The 22,322-nt window shown below is 41.1% G+C and carries 17 protein-coding genes, 1 pseudogene and 1 riboswitch; of the genes and pseudogenes, 17 read left to right on the top strand and 1 reads right to left on the bottom strand.

Going from position 1 to position 22,322, the window contains the following annotated elements:
* From AC1DSB_RS02725 to glmS, 11 genes and pseudogenes are all read left to right on the top strand, one after another.
* Positions 1–459 (top strand): annotated as a pseudogene (locus AC1DSB_RS02725) (phosphoglucosamine mutase); the annotation flags it as partial.
* A gap of 158 nt (positions 460–617) precedes the next feature.
* Positions 618–1,067, top strand: a complete 450-nt coding sequence (locus AC1DSB_RS02720) for an Lrp/AsnC family transcriptional regulator (protein ID WP_016429495.1) — start codon at positions 618–620, stop codon at positions 1,065–1,067.
* Positions 1,068–1,397: 330 nt separating this feature from the next.
* Positions 1,398–2,339 carry a nickel ABC transporter permease gene (gene nikB / locus AC1DSB_RS02715; RefSeq protein WP_477531894.1) on the top strand — a complete coding sequence of 314 codons (942 nt, stop codon included), beginning with the start codon at positions 1,398–1,400 and terminating at the stop codon, positions 2,337–2,339.
* Positions 2,340–2,355: 16 nt separating this feature from the next.
* Entirely contained in the window at positions 2,356–3,252 is an 897-nt protein-coding gene (locus AC1DSB_RS02710; protein WP_477531893.1) for an ABC transporter permease, read from the top strand.
* Between the two features lie 142 nt (positions 3,253–3,394).
* A complete protein-coding gene (locus tag AC1DSB_RS02705; protein WP_477531892.1) occupies positions 3,395–4,948 on the top strand; it encodes a glutathione ABC transporter substrate-binding protein in 1,554 nt (517 codons plus the stop codon).
* 11 nt (positions 4,949–4,959) lie between these two features.
* Complete coding sequence (locus AC1DSB_RS02700) at positions 4,960–5,964, top strand: ABC transporter ATP-binding protein (protein ID WP_477531891.1); 1,005 nt, start codon at positions 4,960–4,962, stop codon at positions 5,962–5,964.
* Positions 5,939–6,940, top strand: coding sequence for an ABC transporter ATP-binding protein (locus tag AC1DSB_RS02695; RefSeq protein WP_477531890.1), 1,002 nt, complete (start codon positions 5,939–5,941; stop codon positions 6,938–6,940). The genes AC1DSB_RS02700 and AC1DSB_RS02695 overlap by 26 nt, the downstream gene beginning before the upstream one ends.
* A 33-nt stretch (positions 6,941–6,973) precedes the next feature.
* Complete coding sequence (locus AC1DSB_RS02690; protein ID WP_477531889.1) at positions 6,974–8,578, top strand: gamma-glutamyltransferase family protein; 1,605 nt, start codon at positions 6,974–6,976, stop codon at positions 8,576–8,578.
* Positions 8,572–9,168 carry a chromate transporter gene (locus AC1DSB_RS02685; RefSeq protein WP_477531888.1) on the top strand — a complete coding sequence of 199 codons (597 nt, stop codon included), beginning with the start codon at positions 8,572–8,574 and terminating at the stop codon, positions 9,166–9,168. Before AC1DSB_RS02690 ends, AC1DSB_RS02685 begins: the two co-directional genes overlap by 7 nt.
* Positions 9,165–9,695, top strand: coding sequence for a chromate transporter (locus AC1DSB_RS02680; RefSeq protein WP_477531887.1), 531 nt, complete (start codon positions 9,165–9,167; stop codon positions 9,693–9,695). Before AC1DSB_RS02685 ends, AC1DSB_RS02680 begins: the two co-directional genes overlap by 4 nt.
* A gap of 1,039 nt (positions 9,696–10,734) precedes the next feature.
* A complete protein-coding gene (gene glmS / locus AC1DSB_RS02675; protein WP_016429504.1) occupies positions 10,735–12,537 on the top strand; it encodes a glutamine--fructose-6-phosphate transaminase (isomerizing) in 1,803 nt (600 codons plus the stop codon).
* Between the two features lie 251 nt (positions 12,538–12,788).
* Here the strand turns inward: glmS and AC1DSB_RS02670 are convergent, their stop codons facing one another.
* Positions 12,789–13,880 carry a CotH kinase family protein gene (locus AC1DSB_RS02670; protein WP_477531886.1) on the bottom strand — a complete coding sequence of 364 codons (1,092 nt, stop codon included), beginning with the start codon at positions 13,878–13,880 and terminating at the stop codon, positions 12,789–12,791.
* 817 nt (positions 13,881–14,697) lie between these two features.
* On the opposite strand from AC1DSB_RS02670, the gene AC1DSB_RS02665 reads away from it, so the two are divergent.
* The 6 genes from AC1DSB_RS02665 to AC1DSB_RS02640 all read left to right on the top strand — a co-directional run.
* Positions 14,698–14,820 carry a hypothetical protein gene (locus AC1DSB_RS02665; protein WP_477531885.1) on the top strand — a complete coding sequence of 41 codons (123 nt, stop codon included), beginning with the start codon at positions 14,698–14,700 and terminating at the stop codon, positions 14,818–14,820.
* Positions 14,821–15,506: 686 nt separating this feature from the next.
* Positions 15,507–16,031, top strand: a complete 525-nt coding sequence (locus AC1DSB_RS02660; RefSeq protein ID WP_477531884.1) for an SRPBCC domain-containing protein — start codon at positions 15,507–15,509, stop codon at positions 16,029–16,031.
* A 257-nt stretch (positions 16,032–16,288) separates the two neighbouring features.
* Positions 16,289–16,738, top strand: a complete 450-nt coding sequence (gene fliW / locus AC1DSB_RS02655; protein WP_477531883.1) for a flagellar assembly protein FliW — start codon at positions 16,289–16,291, stop codon at positions 16,736–16,738.
* Positions 16,739–16,741: 3 nt separating this feature from the next.
* The gene (gene csrA / locus AC1DSB_RS02650) at positions 16,742–16,963 is read left to right on the top strand and encodes a carbon storage regulator CsrA (RefSeq protein ID WP_477531882.1); all 222 of its coding nucleotides are present in this window, start codon (positions 16,742–16,744) and stop codon (positions 16,961–16,963) included.
* Between the two features lie 178 nt (positions 16,964–17,141).
* Positions 17,142–17,909: a flagellin N-terminal helical domain-containing protein gene (locus AC1DSB_RS02645; protein WP_477531881.1), complete on the top strand. Its 768-nt coding sequence runs from the start codon at positions 17,142–17,144 to the stop codon at positions 17,907–17,909.
* Positions 17,910–18,060: 151 nt separating this feature from the next.
* Positions 18,061–18,151, top strand: a riboswitch (cyclic di-GMP riboswitch).
* 77 nt (positions 18,152–18,228) lie between these two features.
* Positions 18,229–22,322: OmpL47-type beta-barrel domain-containing protein (locus tag AC1DSB_RS02640; RefSeq protein WP_477585703.1), on the top strand; the 4,094-nt coding region annotated here is incomplete at its 3' end.

The following is a 22,322-nucleotide window of genomic DNA, read 5'->3' as shown; positions in this document are numbered from 1 at the left end:
GGTATGAGTAGCGTGCAAACAGCGGTTGGTGATCGATATGTTGTCGAGGAAATGAAAAACAATGGCTACAATTTAGGTGGAGAACAATCAGGACACATCGTGTTCCTGGATTATAATACAACAGGTGATGGTTTACTAACGGGTCTTCAATTGGTGAACATCATGAAAATTACAGGCAAGAAGCTGTCTGAACTTGCAGCTGAAATGACGATTTTCCCACAAAAACTTGTGAATGTACGTGTCACGGACAAACATGGCGTAACGGATAATGCAAAAGTGGCGGCAGTCATTGCGGAAGTTGAGCAAGAAATGGCTGGCAATGGCCGCGTGTTGGTACGTCCTTCCGGTACTGAACCATTGGTGCGTGTCATGGTTGAAGCGTCAACGCAAGAAGATTGCGAACGATATGTGGAACGCATTGCTGAAGTTGTGCGTACTGAAATGGGACTAGCAGAATAATTTATTTGGAGGGCCAGCTTCTATGAAGTTGGTCTTCTGTCGTTCTGTGTATATAAATTCCCGTTTAAAAACAAATCGTAAGAATATTAATTATTTTTCTTCCCAGCTGCTAATTCTTTTCGTATAATACCAATACAATGGTGGAAAGTGGGTGGCCCATGCGTTTAGATGCTACAGATAAACGTATTTTAGAATTATTGATTGCTAATGGACGCTTATCGTATGTAGATATAGGTAAAGAATTGAACTTATCACGCGTTGCTGTGCGCGAACGTGTACACCAGTTGCAAGAAGCGGGAGTCATTGAACGTTTCACGGTGGTAATCAACTCGGAGAAAGTTGGTAAAAGTGTATCTGGCTTCTTTGAAGTGGACTGTGAACCATCTTCGCTTGTGGAAGTGGCTGAAAAACTTGCTGATAACCCTAGTGTTGCGAGCTGTTATCAAATGACCGGACCTTCAACCCTGCATATGCATGTCTTGGTGGATGATTTCTCCAATCTAGAAAAGTTCATCAACGAAGAATTGTACGCATTGGAAGGCATTACGCGTGTGGAAAGCCACATATTATTAAGACGCTTCAAGAGCCGAAGCGGATTAAAACTATAACAAAATAAAGACCCCTGACATTTCTTATGAAAAGTCAGGGGTCTTTTTGTATAGAAATTTCAACTTACGAAATGATTGTAAACGTTTTCATCGTTTTAATAAGGCGATACTAACAATTTGATTGATTTTTTCTAAAACGAATTACGTTATGTAGGAGATAATCACTATTTATTAACGAAAGGAATATAAAAAATGAAAAATTATAATTTATTTGAATATTCATGTAGATTTTTAATTCTCAATGCTCTATAATCACATTTAACAAATAACAACCAATTGTTAATCAAATTAAAAAAATCAATTAACAATTGTAAGAAGGTGGGGGAATAAATGATAGCTTTGATTGTCAGAAGAGGGATACAACTGGTTTTTTTATTACTAGGAATTTCCTTTCTTGTCTTTTCATCCATGTACATAGCTCCTGGCGACCCAGCCACGATGGTGGGCGGACCTACGGCGACTGAAACCGATTTGGAAGCCATCCGAGATAATCTTGGCTTAAATGATCCATTCCTTGTTCAATATGGAAGGTATTTAAAACATGCAGCTCAAGGGGATTTTGGTTATTCCTATCAGTCAAAGCAAGCTGTTTCAGAGGCTATATCAATCCGTTTTCCAAATACACTAAAACTTGCGATTGCCAGTATGATTGTTGCGGTAGTCATTGGGATATTTGCAGGGTTGATATCAGCACTCAAACATAATTCATGGCTGGATGTCACGTCAACCACGTTTGCGCTTGCAGGCATTTCCATTCCGAACTTTTGGTTAGGTACACTGTTAATTTTAGTGTTTGCAGTAAATCTGCAATGGCTTCCGGTAGGTGGACTTTCCGAACCTTTTTACACGGTTGACGGCTTCAAACAATTGATTTTACCGGCAATTACTCTTGGTACGGGCTCCGCAGCTATGATTGCACGAATGGCGAGGTCTTCCATGCTTGAAGTGATTAAAGCTGATTACGTTAGGACAGCAAGGGCGAAAGGTGTGAAAGAACGAAACGTCATTTGGATTCACACGCTGAAAAATGCCATGATTCCAGTCATCACAGTCATCGGACTTAACTTTGGATTTTTGCTAGGGGGAACAATCATTACTGAAAAAGTATTCGCCATCAATGGTGTAGGAAGGTTAATGATTGATTCAATCGCAATGAGAGATTTCCCTATGGTTCAAGGATCTGTGCTGTTAGTGGCCACTCTGTTTGTGGTCGTAAATTTAATCGTAGATATTGTTTATACCTTTATCGATCCACGTATCAGCTACGACTGATGAAAGGAGATACCATATGACGAATGCAATCCTGACGACGGAGAAACGTTTGCCGGTTGTTAAGAAAAAAGAAAAAGTTTATATGACTACTTTAAAAAGATTGTTCAAAAATAAGTTAGCAGTTGCGGGATTGTTCATCATCCTTTTACAAATCGGAATGGCAGTTTTTGCACCACTTATTGCGAGCCATGATCCCATCAAACAAAACTTGGTGGCAAGCGAATTGCCAATGTTTTCAGATGGCCATTGGTTAGGAACTGACAACTATGGACGGGATGTGTGGGCACGAATTGTCTACGGTGCACGAATTTCCTTGCTTGTAGGCATCATGGCCGTATCACTCGGTCTGATTGGGGGTGTCACGCTTGGATTGCTCGGCGGGTACTATAAAAAATTGGATGGCGTCATCATGCGCATTGTTGATTTATTGTTCTCGTTTCCAGGGATATTGCTAGCGATGTTGATTATCGCAATTTTGGGCACGAATTTGGTCAATGTCGCCATCGCAATCAGTATTTGGTCCATTCCAACATGTGCCCGTATTGTACGAGGCTCGGTTCTTTCCATTAAACAGAAAGAATACATCATGGCGATGAAGTCATTAGGCGCATCTGATTTTCGAATTATGATCCGTCACATTTTACCGAATGCATTCGCACCGATCATTGTATTCGCGACGATGCGAATGGCTACGGCGATATTATCCACAGCTGCACTCAGTTATTTAGGACTGGGCGCTCAGCCTCCCACACCTGAGTGGGGAGCCATGATTGCACAAGGTCAAGATTATATGTGGACCTCGCCTCATTTAACAATCGTCCCAGGTGTTGCTATTATGTTGACGGTTTTTGCATTCAATGTTGTCGGTGATGGATTGCGGGATGCGTTAGATCCGAATATGGATATTCAATGAAAAGCGAAACGCGCCACTTTAGCTCGGCGCCGGCGCTTGAAGAACCGATTCGAAAGCTTGCTTTCGCATGAGGGACTAAAGCTGAAGTGCGAACTGTCGTGTATTGCCAGACATCAATAATAATGGAGCAGGGGGAAAAAGAATGAAGAAAATAGTATGGTACTCAATCATGTTAATGGTAATGCTTGTACTTGCAGCTTGCTCGGGGGAATCCGCATCAGCACCTAAAGATTCTGATGGGAAATCAAGTGGTGGATCTGCAAGTAATGAAACATTCACATATGCATCGACTTCAGATGCTGTCGGGTTATCACCGATCTTAATGAACGACGCAGTATCCGCGAATATCACGGAGCATGTCTATGAGCAACTATTTACTCGTAACGGAGATACAAAGGAATTTGAACCTTTGCTTGCTGAATCATATGAAAACCCTGATGAAAACACATGGGTCATTAAATTAAAAGAAGGTATCAAATTCCACGATGGCACACCTTTTAATGCTGAAGCAGTAAAATATACATTTGATAAACTTCGCGATCCAGCAACTGCTGCACCACGTGCATCATTATTGGAACCGGTTGATACGATTACAGTATTAGACGAACACACGGTTGAAATTAAAACAAAGTATCCGTATGGACCGTTCTTAGCGGCTTTATCACATACAAATGCAGCGATTGTCAGCCCAACTGCCGACAAGAAACAAGACTTAATGAAAGATCCAGTTGGAACGGGTCCATTCAAGTTTGTTAGTTGGACACCTGGAGATAAAGTTCAATTAGAAGCAAATGAAGAATATTGGGATGGGGCACCGGAATTAAAGAAAGTTATGCTAAAAGTCGTTCCGGAAATTTCAACTGCGATTTCCATGCTACAAACAGGGGAAGTTCAATTCATCGATAATTTACCAACAGAGCAAGTGAAGCGATTGGAATCAATGGATAACATCAATATTGAAAAGAAAGATGGTACGAGTGTTTATTACTTAACGTTCAACCATTCACTTGAGAGAAACCAAGATCCTGAGTTCCGTAAAGCAGTTGCATTAGCAGTAGATCGTGATGCATTTGTTTCGAAACTGAATGGTTTAGGTGTAAGAAGTGATAGTGTTATCGGGCCGCAAGTATTCGGCTTTAATGAATCTGCAGACAAAGCAGGAACAGCGTATGATGTTGAAGCGGCAAAAGCCTTAGTTAAGAAAAATGGATACGGGGACAAACCAATAAAATTATTAACTGCTAATCGCGACAATTTCATCTTAATGGCTGAAATCGTACAAGCTCAATTAACTGAGGCAGGATTCAAAGTAGAGATTGAATCGATGGAATGGGCAACATTCTTGGATACAGCTCGCGCGGGAGACTATGACCTTACTTTCTTGAGTTGGTCAAATGTAACGGGAGATGGTTCTGAATTATTTTATCCGAACTTCCATAGTGATAACGTTGGTTCATCTAACCGTTCTCAATACAGCAATCCGGAATTTGACGAACTGGTTGTTCAATCGCGTACAACGATTGACCAGGATGAGCGTTTGCAAATTCTAGATGAAGCCAATCATTTAATGATTGATGAAAATGTTGTCATCCCAATGTATCACGGGATTGTAACGGCAGCGCTGGATAAAAATTATTCTGGTCTTGAAATTGATCCAAATGGTAAGTGGTCCTTGAAAAAAGTTTCAAGAAAGTAGGGGGAAATGATATGGAGACATTACTCGAAGTGAATCACTTGGTAACCGAATTTCGCACAGCGGACGGCAACGTCCAAGCTGTGCGGGATGTCTCCTTTTCCATTGCGAAAGGGGAGACGCTTTGTATCGTTGGTGAATCAGGCTGCGGGAAAAGTATTACGTCCCTATCTGTCATTGGACTGCTTCCGAGTAATGGAAAGATCGCAGGCGGAGAAGTGAAGTACGAAGGAAAGCCGATTCATAATCTACCATACGAAGAAATGAGAAAAATGCGTGGCACGAAAATTTCAATGATATTCCAAGAACCGATGACCGCATTGAATCCAGTATTGACGGTGGGGTACCAATTGCGTGAACCACTCATTTTGCATCATAGAGTCAGCAAAAGTGAAGCGACGAAACAAGGCATAGAGTTATTGAAGCAAGTCGGCATTCCCTATCCGGAGAAACGTATGAATCAATACCCACATGAACTGAGTGGGGGGATGAGACAACGAGTCATGATTGCCATTGCCCTCGCCTGCCATCCTGGCCTGCTCATTGCAGATGAACCTACTACTGCATTGGACGTCACCATTCAGGCTCAAATTTTGGATTTAATTAATGACCTTAAAGAAAAATTGAATATGGGCGTTATGATGATTACCCATGATATGGGCGTTGTCGCTGAAGTTGCTGACCGTGTGATGGTCATGTATGCAGGTAAAAAAGTGGAGGAAGGCACGGTCACTGAAATATTTGATCATCCAAAACATCCGTATACAATTGGCTTGCTGAATTCAGTTCCGAACATTGATGATTCTGATTTTGAGTTGGAACCGATTCCTGGGTCCCTTCCGAGTTTACAGGAACACATCCAAGGATGTCGTTTCCATCCGCGATGTAAATTTGCGACTGATAAATGCCGGGAACTGACACCACCTGAATTTAAAACGGATGAAGGACATGTCGTCAGTTGTTGGTTGCACGAAGAAGTGGAGGAGGTTAAGCATGGTCACCTTGTCGCCCAAATCTAATCCGAAAATTCTCCTTGAATTAAGAGGCGTGAAAAAGTATTTTCCTATTAAAGGCGGTATTTTGAAACGCGTTCAAGGCCACGTGAAAGCTGTAGAAGATGTGTCACTTCAATTGTTTGAAGGGGAAAGTCTGGGAGTGGTTGGCGAATCGGGCTGTGGAAAATCAACTCTGGGTAGAGCCATTTTAGGACTGGAAGAATTGACGGAAGGAAAAATCCACTTTCGTGACGAAGAAATACAAGATTTAAAACGTAAAGAAAAATTGAAATTCGTCAAAGAAATGCAGATGATTTTCCAAGATCCATATGCGTCCCTAAATCCACGCCAACGGATCGGTCATGCATTGGAAGAAGTATTTACAATGCATACAAACATGTCTGCAAAAGAAAAGCGAGCGAGTGTATTGGATTTACTACAAGAAGTCGGATTGAAAGAAGAACATTTTGAACGGTATCCGCATGAATTCAGTGGCGGACAACGGCAACGAATCGGCATTGCGCGTGCGATTGCCTTGAATCCTTCTTTTGTCATTTGTGATGAAGCGGTTTCGGCTTTGGATGTTTCAGTCCAGGCGCAAGTGTTAAAATTATTGAAGTCGCTGCAAGAAAAATACCAGCTGTCGTACTTATTTATTTCACATGACCTGGGCGTTGTCCGTTATTTCTGTGATCGGGTCTTGGTTATGTATCTGGGCAACACGGTGGAGCTCGGCACGGTAAAAGATTTGTTTGCTAATCCATTGCACCCGTACACGCAGGCTCTGCTTTCCGCCATTCCGAGGCCATCTGTTCAAAAAAATACTAAGCGGATTCGTTTGCAGGGTGATTTGCCAAATCCGGCAAACCCTCCGAGTGGATGTCCATTTCACACACGTTGTCCGATTGCGCAGGAAGTATGCAAAGTCGACAAACCGGCTTGGCAAGAAGTAGAACCAGCTCATTTTTCTGCTTGTCATTTTTCAGGAACAAAAATTTAAACATTGAACTGACCAAACTTAAGGGGGAACATCATGGATTACTTACACCACCCATTTGCTGCGAAGCGACATACGGTATTCGCGAAAAAAGGCATGGTCGCCACTTCACAGCCACTTGCAGCACAGGCTGGTCTTGAAATWTTGCAGAAAGGCGGAAATGCAATTGATGCTGCCATTGCAACAGCTGCCGCATTAACTGTAGTAGAACCCACTTCAAACGGTATCGGTGGCGATGCATTTGCCCTCGTATGGTCAAAGGACAAGTTGCATGGTCTGAATGCCTCCGGTCCTGCACCGCAATCGATTTCTGCTGAAGCCATCCGCGATAAAGGGCATGAAAAAATGCCCGTTTTTGGCGTCATTCCAGTGACGGTTCCTGGGGTTCCAGCTGCGTGGGCTGAATTGTCCGCGAAATTCGGGAAACTTTCATTAAAGGACGTGCTCGTTCCAGCAATTCGATACGCAGAAGAAGGCTATCCATTGTCACCGATTCTCGGCAAGTATTGGAAAGCTGCCTATAAGAAGTACAAAGAAACGTTCACGGCCGAAGAATTTGCTGCCTGGTTCGAAACGTTCGCACCGGACGGTCGTGCGCCTGAAATCGGGGAAGTCTGGTCTTCACCAGGCCATGCAAAAACGTTGCGTGCAATTGGTGAAACGAATGCGCGTGATTTCTACGAAGGCGAAATTGCCGACAAAATCGATGCATTCTTCAAAAAGCATGACGGATACTTAACAAAAGAAGATTTATCTACATATAAACCGCAATGGGTTGAGCCTGTTTCAGCAAACTACCGAGGTTACGATGTGTGGGAAATTCCACCGAACGGGCAAGGAATGGTTGCGTTGATGGCGTTGAACGTATTCAAGCAATTTGATCCACCTGCTTGGCAGGATGCGGACACATTCCACCGACAAATCGAAGCGATGAAGCTGGCATTTACAGATGGCCAGGCATTCATTACAGAACCTGAAGCAATGCCTGTAAGTGTCGAACATCTGCTGTCAGATGAATACGCTGCAAAACGAGCAGGTGTCATTGGGGAGACTGCAACAAACCCTGAACCGTATGAGTTGCCAAAAGGCGGAACGGTTTATTTAGCCGCTGCGGATGACGAAGGAAACATGATTTCTTACATCCAAAGTAACTATATGGGCTTCGGCTCGGGTATCGTGATTCCAGGCACAGGCATCGGACTGCAAAACCGAGGGCATGATTTTTCACTGGATGAAACACATCCGAACGTGCTGAAGCCAGGCAAGCGAACGTACCATACGATTATTCCTGGCTTCCTGACGAAAGATGGTCAGGCTGTTGGACCGTTTGGTGTGATGGGGGGATACATGCAACCCCAAGGGCATTTCCAAGTGGTCACAAATACAGTTGACTTCCTATTAAATCCGCAAGCAACGTTGGATATGCCACGCTGGCAGTGGATGAAAGGAAAGACTGTCCACGTAGAACCGGAGTTTCCGAACTACTTGGTTCAGAGTTTGGTTAGAAAAGGACATGACATTCACGTAACATCCGATGGCGGCAGTTTTGGACGTGGGCAAATAATTTGGCGAAACCCTGAGACGGGTGTGCTTCAAGGTGGCACAGAATCCCGAACAGACGGAGCCATCGCGGCTTGGTAGAACGTGCTGGGGTGAAGAACGCTACGGGACGTCCACGTCGTGGTCTTTACCGCAATATCGCGCTGGCTTTCTTTCGCACCGGCATGCTTGGATTTGGAGGGGGTCCTTCCTCTATTCCATTGGTCCATCAGGAAGTCGTGAAAAAATATGAATGGATGACGGATGACGAGTTCGGCGACACTTTAGCTCTTGCCAACACGTTGCCAGGTCCCATTGCGACTAAAATCGCTGGATATATTGGCTACCGGATAGCGGGTGTCTGGGGATGCTTGATTGCCCTTGTGGCATCTATCATACCAACAGTTGTATTGATGATTGTTTTTTTAGGATTATTGCAAACATATAAAGATATTCCCTGGGTTCAACATATGTCAGCGTCCGTCGTACCGGTTGTTGCGGTCATGCTTGCCGTATTGACTTGGGATTTTGTTAAGAAATCAGGAGAAACTCTCGGTTGGATGCGCGCCATATTATTGATCGTGTTATCCGGCATTCTAATAGAAGGTTTGCAAATCCATCCGGCTATTGTCATTTTGGTTTGTATCCTTATCGTCTTTTCACCGCTCCTGAAAAGGAGGGAAAAAGCATGATTTATTGGCACTTGTTTTTGGCATTTTTCATTCCTGGTATCCTCGGTTATGGTGGAGGACCAGCTTCGATTCCATTAGTAGAGCATGAAGTGGTAGGGAATTATGAATGGTTAACCACGCAGGAATTTAGTGAAGTGGTCGCGATTGGCAATTCCTTGCCTGGTCCAATTGCTACGAAAATGGCGGGGTATATTGGGTACACGGAAGCGGGAGTGCTCGGATCTATCGTCGCGATGTTCGCGAGCGTCGCCCCGTCTTTACTCCTGATGATTGGCATGATGGCCATCCTGCTTAAGTACAAAGACGAACCGGAAGTGAAAAACTTAACGAAGATTATTCGACCAGTTATCGCTGTTTTGCTAGGTTTCATGACCATCCAGTTTGCGCAGGAATCAGTTGAAGGTGTTGGTCCCGGTTATACTTTGTTTTTGATGGCGGCAAGTTTCGTTCTATTGGAAAAAGTGAAGTTGCACCCCGCTTTTGTCATTGCGTTGGCGTTGGTATTTGGTGCTATAACGGGTTTGTAAGAGTCGCAGAGATGCGGCTCTTTTCCATTTTCCCGATACACTTCGCATCTCTTTGTCAGCTGCGCTCACTCACATCCTCATGTACTTATGTACACTCCGGTGTTTGCTCGCTTGCTTCCGCGACCTGCTCGTGTCTCGGGAAAATGGTGTGTTACTCGTCGCATTTCTTTGTCAGCTGCGCTCACTCACATCCTCATGCACTTTTAGTGCACTCCGGTGTTCATTTACTTGCTTCCTCGAACTTCTTGTGTCCCGGGAAAATGGGTGCTACAACGTCGCATCTCTTTGTCAGCTGTGCTCACTCACATCCTCATGTACTTATGTACACTCCGGTGTTCGCTCGCTTGCTTCCGCGACCTGCTCGTGTCTCGGAAAAATGGTGTGTTACACGTCGCATTTCTTTGTCAGCTGCGCTCACTCACATCCTCATGCACTTTTAGTGCACTCCGGTGTTCATTTACTTGCTTCCTCGAACTGCTCGTGTCCCGGGAAAATGGGGAGAATTGTTATTTAAGAATGATTGAAAGGCCATCTCATAACAAGATACCTGGTGAAAAATGGTCATTGAGAATATATAAAATGTTTAATTAAACTAGGAAAAACGGATGGTAAATTTTAAAAGGCTGTTTTCTTAGACTTTCATGTTTCTTTGGAATATATTGAGGGTATGTACTGTATTGACGTATGTATGTGAATTCAGTATGATAGGTGTGCTGACGTGAATTGTAAGTCATTGACAACTGACTACTTTAACGTTACCGTGCAGAAGGAGTGAATTTACGCACGTCAAAAAAATCGGAAAACAATGATAGCGCCTGAGCTGAAGAAATCGGACGGAAATGGATCTTCAGCAGACGAGGAGGAGGAGTATCGAAGATTCGGCGGATACCTCCCGGCCGCGATGCCCGGTCGTAATTCTGATTCTTAAACCGCAGAAGTGATTTTGCGATTAAAGGAAGAAGAGGGCACACGAACAGCGTCTGCACGCTTAGCAGAACGCTTATTTTATTATGATTAAATTATTGGAGGATTTTAAATTATGTGCGGAATTGTAGGATACATCGGAGAGTTAGATTCAAAAGAAATTTTATTAAAAGGGTTGGAAAAATTGGAATACCGCGGTTACGATTCAGCTGGTATTGCCGTTCGCAATGAAGATGGTGTAACTGTATTCAAAGAAAAAGGACGCATTGCAGACTTACGTCAAGCAGTAGAAAATGATGTGCATGCAAAAACTGGTATCGGCCACACGCGTTGGGCGACTCACGGAGTCCCTAACCAATTGAATGCCCATCCACACCAAAGTGAATCAGGTCGCTATACGCTGGTTCATAACGGAGTTATCGAGAACTATCATTTGCTTCAAAAAGAATATTTACCTGGCATGGAAATGAAGTCCGACACGGATACAGAAGTCATTGTTCAGTTGATTGAGAAATTCTCTAAAGACGGCATGACTACTGGTGAAGCATTCCGCCATACACTTGGCTTGTTGCACGGATCATACGCAATCGCGCTATTGGATTCAGAAGAAGCACAAACAATTTATGTTGCGAAAAACAAGAGCCCATTATTAGTTGGTCTTGGTGACGACTTCAACGTTGTAGCGTCTGACGCAATGGCGATGTTACAAGTAACAGACCAATATGTAGAGCTTCATGATCAAGAAATGGTTATTGTGAAAAAAGAGTCTGTTGAAATTCAAAAATTAGATGGCTCGGTAGTAGAGCGTCAAGCTTATACAGCTGAACTGGATATGAGCGATATCGAAAAAGGCACATACCCACATTACATGCTGAAAGAAATTGACGAGCAACCGGCTGTTATGCGTAAAATCATCCAAGCTTACCAGAACGAACAAGGCGAGCTTGAAATCGATGAAGCAATCTTGACTGCTTTAAATGAAGCGGATCGTATGTATATTATTGCAGCAGGAACTAGCTATCATGCTGGTTTAGTAGGAAAAGAATACTTCGAGAAAATTGCGGGTATTCCAGTAGAAGTTCACATTTCAAGTGAATTCGGCTATAACATGCCGTTGCTATCTGAAAAACCATTGTTCATGTTCATCACTCAATCTGGTGAAACTGCGGATAGCCGTCAAGTATTGGTGAAAATCAAAGAATTGGGCCACCCAACGTTAACAGTAACAAACGTACAAGGTTCTACACTTTCACGTGAAGCAGATCACACATTGTTATTGCATGCAGGTCCTGAAATCGCTGTAGCGTCAACGAAGGCTTACACAGCACAAATCGCTGTACTTGCTCTTACTGCAGCAGTAGCGGCTAAAAAAGCGGGACGTACAGTAGATTTCGATTTCGTTAAAGAACTTGGTATCGTAGCTAATGCCGTTCAAGCGATGGTTGATTCAAAAGAAGAAATGGAGCAAATCGCTCGTGACTTCCTATCAACTACTCGAAACGCATTCTTCATCGGCCGAAACTTGGACTTCTGTGTCAGCATGGAAGGCGCATTGAAACTAAAAGAGATTTCATACATCCAAGCTGAAGGCTTTGCAGGTGGCGAATTGAAACACGGAACGATCGCTCTAATTGAAGATGGTACTCCGATATTTGCATTGGCGACACAAAAAGCAGTAAGCTTGAACATCCGTGGAAACGTTAAAGAAGTCGTAGCACGTGGCGCAAACCCATGTATCATTGCGATGGAAGGCATGGAAGAAGAAGGCGACACATTGGTACTGCCAAAAGTGCACCCATTGTTGACTCCACTTGTTTCGGTAATTCCTTTACAACTGATCAGCTACTACGCAGCACTTCACCGTGACTGTGACGTGGATAAACCTCGTAACTTGGCGAAGTCGGTTACGGTTGAATAGATACTAGAAACTGAAAAGCCGAACAAGAGTAAGTTCACAATAAATCTACGCAAGTAGACCCGGTCCATTTTTTATTGGATCGGGTCTTTTTTGTGTTGTTAGATTCAGTGGAAATTTTTAATAAAGTTTTATTACTACATGAAGGAGTTAGGGGTAAAAATACTAGGAGCATTATTGGTGTTACTAGTAATTTGATTCAACTAGAACACCCCTTACCAAATATAGGAGGGTGGTGTAAGGGATGAAACTACTTAATCTAATGTATCTAATTTCCCTTTAATATAATTCGCCCGTGCTTCAATAAAATTCAATATATACTCCGGTTCTTTATCAAATAAAAGGATATCATCTTTCTTATAGGGATCTTCAAGAAAATATGGTCTTATCAATTCATGCAGACCTTGTATTTTCGGTTTCAAATAGTCTACATTAAATTGGTTGTTTATAATGACTTCTAGCAAGTTTTTGTATTGACCGCGGAATGTTTTTACATCGAGAATTCTTGCAGTTAGCGTATTAAATCCTTCGATTCGTAAATAATCCTCCTCCATTACTTCCCCGTTTACATCTCTTCCCCATGTTGCATCGTAATCCCACGGGAGGACTTCGAATAGTCTCGTTTCACTATTTTGGTATAGTGCGTAGTTATGAACAAAACCATCAAAATTTTGGGTGAAAACAACGCCAGCCAACCATCTAAGATACTGATCAACATTTAGGTATTTCACAATTTCTTTTTCAAAATCATCTCTTGAAATGGTATTAATATTAATAATAAATTCTTGTAAATAAAATTCATCTTGTTCTGTACCACATTTTTTTTCATAGCCAAATTTAAGTGATTTTTTTACATCTTTATCAAGATCACTCATTAACGAAAAGTTAGCATCTCCGTCAATCGCATAGAATATAGGTCCTTTCGGTAGTTGTCGATTCGCAAGGAAATATTCATCCACTGATTCTAATTCCAAATATATCCCCTCATTTTTCCCATTTAATTTTATATTTACAAATCGAGATTTTGGAGATAAGCACCCTATATCATTGAAAAAATCGAGCGATAATTTATTTCTCATTAGAGACGGATCTTTATATTCTGCGTTGATATGAATTTCTTTGGCATTTCTATACGTATTTGGTTTATAAAACGAAATGTGATATGACTTCTTTTGAAACTCCCGGATATGCGAGCCACGATACGCAATATCGATATCATGTTTCTTTTTGTTTATCGTTAGCTTCGCGGAAACGGGATCATCCGTCCAAATTTCTCTTCGAAGTTCCCTTAAATCGATAGGATTAATAAAAAGCTGATATACAGGTATTTCCACGACATTATCCACGCGAATTCTTCCTTTCATTTTTATAATATTCGTATGAAACAAGAATAAAAGATGCCAAGAAAAGAAACGAAATTATATTTATTTTTAAATAATATGCGTTTGTCTCTACCGTAATTAGTACAATTTCGTAACTTACTATATGAGAAAGAAATGTGTATCAGCACGAGTTTGAATTAAAGTAAAATTGATTTTTTTCTTTCTCTAATATAAAGATGAAGGGAGGTTTGAAAATGTCACGTTTTAATGTTGACGGCATTAAAAATGCAGTCGAACTATCTAACTCTAGAGGGTTAAGCAACTTCATGTTCCAGGATACTTTTAGTAACGAACGATGCTCGAACAAAAGACGCCGAACTTCCCGGAGACGGCGCACGAGCAGAAATCGTTGCACTTGTCGAAACGGACGGTGCACGAACAGAAATCGTCGCACTTCGCGTAACCGACGGTGCACGAACAGAAATCGCCGCACTTCGCGTAACCGACGATGCACGAGCAGAAATCGCCGCACTTCGCGTAACCGATGTTGCACGAGCAGAAATCGTCGCACTTCGTTCAACCGACGATGCTGTAGAAGAGGCTTTTTCGGTAACTGGTTCTTTTAAAAAATCTTCGTGGTGATTTTTCGCTATCTGAAGAGTATCTACTTTCAGTTCTTTAAAGAACTATTTAGTGCGTCAGTATTATAAAGTTAACTAGTTCTTAATAATGGTTAACTTTTTAATACACAATAAAGATACCAATTTCCAACTCCTTGCATTATAGGCTATGTAGAATTAATGATGAGGCTTAGACTAAGACCCATGTTTGGGGTCTTTGCATGGAACGATTTTGGACTGTTTCGCAAATCTCCAATTGGCATTTGGCCAAAAGAAAAGAAATAATCAAGTGCGTATTTGATGATGAGAAAGAAAAAGCATGGAATGGATTGGACAGATCATGATTACAAAAGGCATCCGGATTAAGACCATCCGGATGCCTTTTGTCTTTTACCTGAGACAACCTATTAGGAATGACTTTTAGTTATTCGTTCCTCTGTCCATGAAGAAGAATTTTATGAGCAAATATTGGAAAAGAAAAAGCCGTTTAATGATTGGACTAAAAACTATTTCCCGGGTAATACAAATTTAAATGAAATCGTGGGAATAGATATGTGAATAAAGTGAAGTGCGGAATGCGCCTTGCTTATACAAAGGCTTTATTTAATAAGGTGAAATACACACGACGAATCCTTGATTCCAGCGATTAACCCACAGTAACGTGCCATTTGCGATGCAAATGGCACCATTTCAGCGCGTTTGAATTGTGCGGATTTCGTGAATTTTAGATATGAGTACTCGATTTCTAGATAACCCAGACACATTTCAAGATATCCCTTCAGAAATGAAGATATCACAAGATGAATCCTCGATAAACACCCGCGAATCCTTGATATCCCCAGCTGATATCCTTAAAAATATTACAAAAATCCCCCACTCTATCAGAGAGTGAGGGATTCGGTCAGGCTTACGAATAGGCAAGAATATCTTTGACAGCATGAAGGTATTATTTATTCGATGTACAAGGAAAAGAAGGATGCACCATCGAATTAATTACTTGTTACAAAAATTTCTGATAGGAGGAATTAACATGTCTGAAAATAAAGTAATCAATGGTGTCACGGCCAGTGTAGACGGGCGAGAGCTTGTCATTGATAGAGTGTTCAATGCACCACGAGATCTTGTATTTAAGGCGTTTTCGAATTCAGAGTACTTGGCAAAATGGTGGGGACCTCGTGGATGGCAAACAGAAAATCGTCAATTTGAGTTTGAGCCTAACGGTGTATGGCATTATTGCATGAGGTGCATCGATGAGGGCCAAGGTGACTTTTTTGGCCACGAATCATGGGGGAAAGCTGTATTCCAAGAGATTAATGCACCTGAAAAAATCGTCTATATGGACATGTTTGCAGACGAAGAAGGTAATACTGTAGATAGTTTGCCAGAGATGCAGATAACAATGGAATTCGTTGAACACGAAGGAAAGACGAAACTTATATCACGTTCTCAATTTGCGTCCATCGAAGCACTTCAGCAAGTAATGGAAATGGGAGTTGTTGAAGGAGTAGCCTCACAATACGAGTGCCTCGACGACCTCCTGAATGAAATGCGTTAAGTTGTTCTCGCTTTTTTCAAAAACAAATAATTTCCTAAAAGGCGTAATTCATCTATGAGAATTGTGCCTTTTTTTACGTTTAGTACAATGCTATCCCTTTGGTTTTCATTAATTTAATCCCCCTGGAAATAGTGAACTAAAGTACATATATCCGCATGTGAAAAAACCATCAAGAAATAGTTTTGCTGTCTAGTGAAACTGATTTGTGTAAAAATAGAATTAAATAGAAAATCTTTACAAGATGAAAGGAGCCGCTTATGAAGATTCAAACGACACGTTTTGGAGAAATAGAGGTAGCAGATAGCAGTATCATTACATTCAATAAAGGAATTCCAGGATTTGAGGAATATAAAAAGTATGCATTGATGCCGGCTGATGAAAAAGGGGAATCCCCATTCTACTTCCTGCAATCGATAGAGGAAGTAGAAGTAAACTTCTTTTTGGTAGACCCTTTCTCATTTTTTAAGGAATATGACATCAAACTAGAAGATCAAATGGTTGATAAACTTGAGTTGAATGATCCAACAGATGCAATCGTCTTAACAACGGTTACAGCAAAGGGCGAAATAAAAGATGCGACAACTAACTTAAAAGCACCACTTGTCATTAATAACAACAGACAGCTTGGCATGCAAATTGTATTGGATAATAAAGACTACCTAATTAAGCAACCTTTATTTCAAAGTGCTGAAAAAAGGCAGGTGTAGCAGATGTTAGTGCTTGGAAGAAAAAAAGGCGAATCCATTATTATTGATGACGACATTGAAATCTTCGTTACTGCTATTGAAGGAGAAATGGTTAAACTCGGTATTAAAGCACCAAAATATATCACCATCCACCGAAAGGAAGTCTATCTAGAAATTCAGGAAGAGAATCGACGAGCGACATCGAATGTCATTAACTTGAGCGATTTCTTGAATATGAAAAAGTAATATTATGGGGAATGTCCGCAGGATTTTTGCGGGCTTTTTATTTTTATAAAATTTATAGAAATATTTTCAAAAAACGCTAAACATTTATCAAAAGCCTCCGATATAAATTATGTAAGCTAGTCCAAACGGATTTGGACACTTGCAAAAAACAAAAAAACATTACACGGAGGTAACAAAAATGAGAATTAATCACAACATCGCAGCACTTAACACACATCGTCAATTAGGGGCAGCAAGCAATGCGCAATCGAAAAACATGGAGAAATTATCTTCAGGTCTTCGTATTAATCGTGCGGCTGATGATGCAGCAGGACTTTCAATTTCGGAGAAAATGAGAGGTCAAATTCGAGGGTTAGAACAAGCTTCTAAAAATGCACAAGACGGTATATCTTACATTCAAACAGCTGAGGGAGCATTGAGTGAAGTAAGTGATATGCTAGTTCGTCTAAAAGAATTGTCAGTCCAAAAAGAAAATGGTACTTATAATGTAAAAGACATTGCAAACCTTGAACTTGAAATGACTGAACTTGTAACGCAAGCGGATAAGATTATTTCTGATACAAGCTTTAACGGTACAAAAGTATTTGCTGGAACAATTGATATCGTAATAAGTGATTTAGATACGGATGTATTCGCAGTTGGAAAACAAGTTAGTGCAACAGGTTTAACTCCTACATCTGGAACTGCAGCAATTGAAACAGCAATTGAAACTATTAATACTGCAAGATCTACTTTTGGTGCACATCAAAATCGTCTTGAGCATACTATAAACAATTTAAATGCTACTGCAGAAAACGTAACTGCTGCGGAATCTCGTATCCGTGACGTTGACATGGCAAAAGAAATGATGGAGCAAACTAAGAATTCAATTCTTGGTCAAGCTGCACAAGCGATGTTAGCACAAGCTAACCAACAGCCTCAAGGCGTTCTACAACTTCTTCGTTAATTTTTACTTTTTAAAATTGAGATCCTTGTTTACGAGGGTCTCTTTTTTAAAAGACCCAATATAGGTCTTTTTGTTTATATAAGGGTTATTTGTGCCTGTTATTTTGATGTTAAAAAGAGGGTAGTAAGATTTAAATATATTATAAAAAACCAAGTGAAAAAGGCAAACCATTGGGAAACCATGGGACGCAAAGCCAAGGGCCTGAAACATGTAGATTTACATGAAGGTAGCCGGTTGCCACAAGGAATCATAGACCGATTCTATGAACCTTGTTGAAGGTTCTTTTTCTTTGGAATTCAAGAAGCGGAGAGGTTATGGAATGAATAATCGAACAATTAAATTGACGTCCTATTTGGCGCTATTGCTGCTTTTGATTCAAATGATTAACCCATTTGCAGCTGCATTTGCAGCAACGAACAGCAATATGTTGCCGCCAAGTAATCTGGCTGCCCAACAAGTGACACCAGATGACGTGAAACTTACGTGGAGTTCTGTATTCGGTGCTACCGGATACAATGTATATGAAATTCAAGAGGGGCAGCTGAACCTGCTTGGCAATAGCACCTCTCCAAGTTTCAATTTAAATAATCTGTCTGAAGGGACTACTCGATATGTTGTTTCTACGATGAGTCCAGAAGGGGAGTCAGGCCCGAGTGCACCTGTATCGGTAGAAATTCTTTACCCGGAAATGATTGCCCCTWCAACATTGACACAAACAATCAAGAACGGAAATGATATCGCCTTGAGCTGGGGGTCATCTGCATATGCAGAGACTTATAATCTTTACCAGCTTTCAGTTGACGGACAGAAAACACTAGTAACAACTACTCAGAACAAAACGACATTCACTGTTAATAACGCTCCTGAAGGGGACTTCATATATGCAGTTACAGCAGTAAATGCATTGTATGGGGAATCTCCGCTTTCAGAATCAGTTCAAGTGGAAGTTGTTTATCCTACGATAAAAGCTCCTGCCAATTTTACGTATTATGTGACAAATGGGAGCGACATCACATTCAAGTGGAATGCAGCTGCAAATGCAGCAAATTATAAACTATATCAAATCGTGGATGGACAGCCAGTTTTGAAAAATACGGTGGTTGGTACGTCTGTGAAATTAACGAATGTGCAAGCAGGAGACTATGAATATGAGATCCGTTCAAACAGTGACCGCTTTGGTGAGTCTGGGGATAGCAGCAAGGTTTCTGTAACTGTAGGTACTGTTTCAATGACGGCACCTGGCAATTTTACATATAAGCTTGAAAACACAAATGATATTGTGTTGGCTTGGGATACTGTCCCGTACGCTAACAGTTACAAAGTCTATCAAATCATTGATGGAGAAAAAGTATTGAAAAGTACGGTAACCGGAACTGGAACCAAGTATTCGAAGATGCCTTCCGGAAACTACGTTTATGAAGTGTACTCTTACAGTACTCGTTATGGCGAATCTGCTGAGGGAAGCAGAGCCGAATTGACAGTTGATGAAGTTCTGATTCAAGCACCTGCCAGCTTGGAGTATAAAATACAGAATGGCAATGATGTTGTCTTAAGCTGGATTGCTGCGGACAATGCGACAAGCTATAAAGTCTATCAGATTGTAGAGAATCAAAAAGTATTGAAGAGTACAGTGACTGGAACCTCGGCAACCCTAGCTAATAGAACAGCTGGTAGTTATAAATTTGAGGTGTATTCACTGAGCGACCGTTTTGGGGAATCGAAAGAAGGTAGCAGTATTTCATTTGAATTGATTCATCCAACAATGAAGGCTCCTGCTAACTTGAAAGAAACCATAARAACGGATACGTCCTTTACGTTGTCTTGGGACACTACCGAGTACGCAACGGATTATAGAATCTACCAAATAACAGCGGGACAAAAAACATTAAAGAAAACAGTAACGGCTTCTAATAACACATTTGCGAACATGCCGTCAGGTGACTATGTGTACGAGATACATTCATACTCTACCAAATTTGGTGAGTCCAATGAAGGATCGAAAGTGTCCTTTACATTGAAAGRCCAGACGATGCTTGCTCCGCAGGATTTATCGCACACCATTACTAACGGTAATGACATCAAATTGAACTGGACAGATGTAGAAAAGGCGACAAGCTATAAAGTCTATCAAATTRTTAATGGGGAAAAAGTATTTAAGAGCAACCCAACGAGTGAATCCATTGCTTTTTCGAACTCGCTTGCCGGAGATTACACATTTGTGGTTCACTCCTATTCAACTACTCATGGAGAGTCGGAATATGGAACGGAAATCTCGTTTAAATTGATTTATCCAACGATGCATGCGCCTGAAAATACTGCATATCAAATTAAAAATGGAAATGATGTTGTATTATCGTGGGGTGCCGCTTCATATGCAACGGGCTACAAAGTATATGAACTGGTAGATGGTCAGAAAGTATTGAAGTCTTCGCCAACAGCATTAACCACCATACTTTCTAAAGTGCCTGCTGGCGAGCATATGTATGTAATCCATTCTGTCAGTTCACGTTTTGGAGAATCGACAGAAGGTACTTTGCAAAAGGTGACTGTGGATGAGCATACGATGGAAGCTCCGCAAAATGTGACATCAAGCATTGCGAACGGCAACGATTTAACGTTGAGATGGGAAGCTTCAACCTTTGCAACTTCCTATAAAGTTTATCAAGAAAAGAATGGTCAGCTAGAGTTAGTCAAAACAACAACAGGACCATCAACGACATTTGCTAATATGCCTAAGGGCGATTACAAGTATATAGTTCATTCCTATAGTGATCGTTTTAATGAATCTCCAGTAGGCAGTGAAATAGTTGGTACGATGATATATCCAACCATGCAGGCTCCTGGAAATCTTAAAAAAAGCATCGTAAACGGAAATGATATTAAACTAACATGGGATGCAGTGGCTTATGCAACCGGCTATAAAGTGTATCAAAACGTTAATGGCGAATTGATTTTGACAAAAACTGTACCTAGCACGACTGTTACATTTTTCGATATGCCAGAAGGGGATTACGAATATGAGGTTCGCTCATACAGTGACCGTTTCGCTGAATCACCTGTCGGCAGCATAGTAGGTATTAATGTGATTTGGCCAGTCGTAGAACCACCTGTACTTACTAGTAAATTTACTAATGTCAACAATGTGGAGTTAACATGGAAATCCGTTACTTGGGCTAATGAATATCGTGTTTACCAAACTGTAGGGGGCAGCCAAACGCTTGTTTATAAAGGAACTGCTTTGAAAGCTAATGTGTACAATTTGGTCGAAAACACGCATTCCTTTGAAGTAAGAGCCTACAGCACACGTTTTGGAGAATCCCAACCATCCAACGCCATTACACAAAAGATTGTATATCCAGAAATGCAGCCACCAACGGCCACAGTGACAGTTTTGAGTGATTCTAGTGCTAGAATAGTCTGGGATTTCGTCACTTACGCTAACGGATATAATATTTATGAAATCATTGATGGCAAGGCAGTCTTGGTGGCAGGAAAAGTGAATAACTTATCTTACACAATTAACAATCTGTCATATGCTAACCATGAGTTTTATGTCACTTCTCAAAGTAATTCGTTCGGGGAATCAAAACCATCAAATACGGTTTTGGCCAAATTGATTGTGGATACAGAAGCACCGGTTACTATATCTGATGCACCTACAGATTGGACAAATAAGCGTCCTGTCATCACATTGTCAGCATCCGATAATGAAACCGGAGTGGCAACTACGTATTATTCAGTGGATGAAAGTGATTTCATTGCTGGAACTAACATTTCAATTGAAGAGGAAGGCATCCACAAAGTTTCCTTCTATTCAGTTGATAAAGTAGGCAACAAGGAAGCGATTAAAACCATTAACGTCAAGTTTGACAAGACTGCACCTGTGACAAAAGAAAGCGTTACTCCAGCTTGGTCCAACCTACCTATTACAATAAATCTGGCATCAGATGATATGCATAGCGGTGTTGCAGCTACCTACTATTCGATTAACGGATCAGAATATATAGTTGGTACAGAACTTACATTAGATAAAGAAGGAATCAACAAAGTATCCTTCTATTCAATCGACAAAGCAGGCAATAAAGAAAACCCGCAGACAGTAGAAATTAGTCTAGACCAGACAGCTCCTGTCACGTTGTCCAATGTTGGAGAACAATGGTTCAATGATCAATTTATCATTGAATTAACTGCAACTGACGAGTTCAGTGATGTACAGGCATCCTATTATTCAATCAATGGTTCAGAGTACCAGCAAGGTACAAGCTTCGAATTAAGTAAAGAAGGCATAAATGAAATATCCTTCTACAGCATAGACCATGCAGGAAACAAAGAAGAAGTAAAAACAGCTGAAGTCAAAATCGACAAATCAGCACCAGCAACAATTTCTAATTCAACTGACGAATGGCACCAAGA

This window comes from Paenisporosarcina sp. P4_E4_2 (assembly GCF_056401595.1).
This window is presented reverse-complemented; position numbering and strand designations above follow the sequence as displayed.